Raw genomic sequence first — 2429 nt, 5'->3', positions numbered from 1 at the left:
AAGGATACTTAGCGGTAACGGACATAACATTTACAGTAGATAAAGACGGAAATGTAAAAATAACAAATGTAAATGGAAACACTGCAAAAGCAGAGGGGAATAAACTAACAGTTACTGATAAAGATAAACCAAAAGATCCAATGCCACAAAAACCAAAATCGAACTTACCTAAAACAGGATTAACAGATAACGGTATGGCAGAAGTAATAGGAGGATTGTTACTAGCCGGAGCAGCATTAGCTTATTCAAGAAGAAGAAAAGGTTAATAACTAACCGAATAAAAAAACTGACCTAAAATTCTAATAGAATTTACTTATTAGTAATCAGATTCAGCGGATTATTAATTTGGAAATATATTAAAAGAGTTTTTTCCAAATCTAATAAAATTGTAGGGGTGACTTAACAAAATCGATTTCTAATGAAATCAGGATTTTTAAGTCGCCCCTTTTTTGTAGTATATCAATAAAAATTTTAAATATAACTTTATTATTGTCAAAAAAGGTTAAACTATGATACAATGTAGAAAAACACATTTAGGAGCGTAAATAATTATGGTAAACATTTATGATAAAGCAAACGAATTTGAAAGAGCATTAAGAAATAGTGATGAATATAAAGCATCAATAAAAGCTACAGAAGCATTATATGCAGATGAAGAAGCTAAAAAATTATATACTGAATTTGTATCAGTACAAAAAAAAATAATGGAAAAAACAGATTCTGATAGTGAACAGTCAAAAGAAGAATTAAAAAACCTTGAAGAAATTCAACAAAAATTAATGGCTAATTCAAAATTTTTGGAGTTTATGCAAGTTCAACAAAAATTACAAATTCTTATTGAGGATTTGAATAAAATAATGTATAAACCGTTGGATGAATTATTTGAAAAATATGGTAATCAATAAAAATAAATTTTACAAAAGATATAGTATGAATAATATCCCATAAAACTCGCTTGAGCTTTATGGGATATTTTATAATACTTAATTTTATACTGTGGAAAGATTATAGTTCTCCATCAATATTTGCTTTATCAGTAATTTTAGCTACATCTGATTCAACAGTGGCTTTTCCAGATTTTAAATCTTCTACTGCTGTTTTAACTTTTGGAGCAATATCATCGCTTAAGTTAGGGTTTTTCTCAGGAAGTCCAACACCATCTTCTTTGATTGTGAAGACTTTTGCTTTTCCACCTTCAAATTTACCTTCTTTAATTGCGTCTAATACTTGAGTTACAGCTACATCAATACGTTTAACAGCTGAAGTTAAGATAACAGATTTTTCTACATCTTTATTGTCTTTATCTTTAGCTTTGAAGATACCTTCTGAATATTGGTCTTTATCTACCCCAACGATCCAGTGTTTTATTTCTCCGCTTTCTTTAACATCTTTAGTAGCTCTTTCTTGTGCTTCTTTGACAGAACCGCTTCCTGTACCGCCGGCTGCTACGAAGATAACGTCTGCTCCTGCATCATACATTGTTGCTGCCAAAGTTTTACCTTTGTTTGTATCATTGAATGATCCACTGTAGTTATAAATGATTTTGATATCTTTGTTAGCTGCTTTAGCACCTTGAACAAATCCTAAACCGAATTTCACTACTGCTGGAATTTTAGCACCACCGATAAATCCTACTTTACCGGTTTTAGATTGTAAAGCTGCTGCATATCCGGCTAAATATCCTGCTTCATGTTCAGCGAAGTTAATAGATTCTACATTTGGTTTTTCAACTACCCCATCAATAAAGATGAATTTTTTATCTCCAAATGAATCTGCTACTTTTGGTAGTTCTTTTTCAAAGTAGAAACCTGCTAATGAAATAACGTCAGATGCTTTCGCTGCATTTTGTAAGTTAGCTGCGATGTCACTTTGGTTTTTAGTTTCTATCGGATTAAGTGCTTTACCACCATTTTTTTCAACCCATGCTTTTACAGCTTCTACATTACTTTGGTTGAAACTTTTATCTTTTGCTCCGCCTTCATCGGTAACTACTCCGATTTTTAAGTCAGATTTTGAAGATGAACCGCTATTATTAGATGATTTAGAAGAACATCCCACAATAATTAATGCTGCTGATAACACAACTGCAATTAGTGAAAAAACTTTTTTCATAAAAAATAATCTCCTTTATAATTGTATATATTAGTTATATTAAAATAATACCACAAAATAACTTAAATATCAATATTTTATTTATTTTAATACTACATATTTTTATAATGTTCGGGTTATAACGATTAAATGCGTTTTCTTTTATATATAAAATCTTAATGTTCATTATTTATTTATACAACAGGCTAATACATGTGGAAAATAAAGCATTTTCACAACTATTTTTGACTTTAATTATCACTGAAATATTATTTTAATATATTAGTTTATGATTTTTTAAATAATAATATTTATTTTATAAAAAATAAAAAATAAAT

3 protein-coding genes are annotated in these 2429 nt (G+C 29.0%); 2 read left to right on the top strand and 1 reads right to left on the bottom strand.

What is annotated here, in order from left to right; translation table 11 throughout:
• The coding region (locus HMPREF1983_RS01620; protein WP_021752538.1) for an LPXTG cell wall anchor domain-containing protein at positions 1 to 266 on the top strand (266 nt) is incomplete at its 5' end.
• 285 nt (positions 267 to 551) lie between these two features.
• Positions 552 to 905: a YlbF family regulator gene (locus tag HMPREF1983_RS01615; RefSeq protein WP_021752537.1), complete on the top strand. Its 354-nt coding sequence runs from the start codon at positions 552 to 554 to the stop codon at positions 903 to 905.
• A 100-nt stretch (positions 906 to 1005) separates the two neighbouring features.
• Here the strand turns inward: HMPREF1983_RS01615 and HMPREF1983_RS01610 are convergent, their stop codons facing one another.
• Positions 1006 to 2112, bottom strand: a complete 1107-nt coding sequence (locus HMPREF1983_RS01610; RefSeq protein WP_021752536.1) for a BMP family lipoprotein — start codon at positions 2110 to 2112, stop codon at positions 1006 to 1008.
• Positions 2113 to 2429 lie beyond the last annotated feature (317 nt).

This window comes from Gemella bergeri ATCC 700627 (genome assembly GCF_000469465.1).
Lineage (GTDB): Bacteria > Bacillota > Bacilli > Staphylococcales > Gemellaceae > Gemella > Gemella bergeri.
Note: the sequence above shows the minus strand (reverse complement) of the source record. Positions and strands in the feature narration are given on the sequence as shown.

Excerpts from the sequence above, each read along its gene's own strand:
- HMPREF1983_RS01615 (WP_021752537.1), top strand. The coding sequence starts at position 552 with ATGGTAAACATTTATGATAAAGCAAACGAATTTGAAAGAGCATTAAGA.
- HMPREF1983_RS01610 (WP_021752536.1), bottom strand. The coding sequence starts at position 2,112 with ATGAAAAAAGTTTTTTCACTAATTGCAGTTGTGTTATCAGCAGCATTA.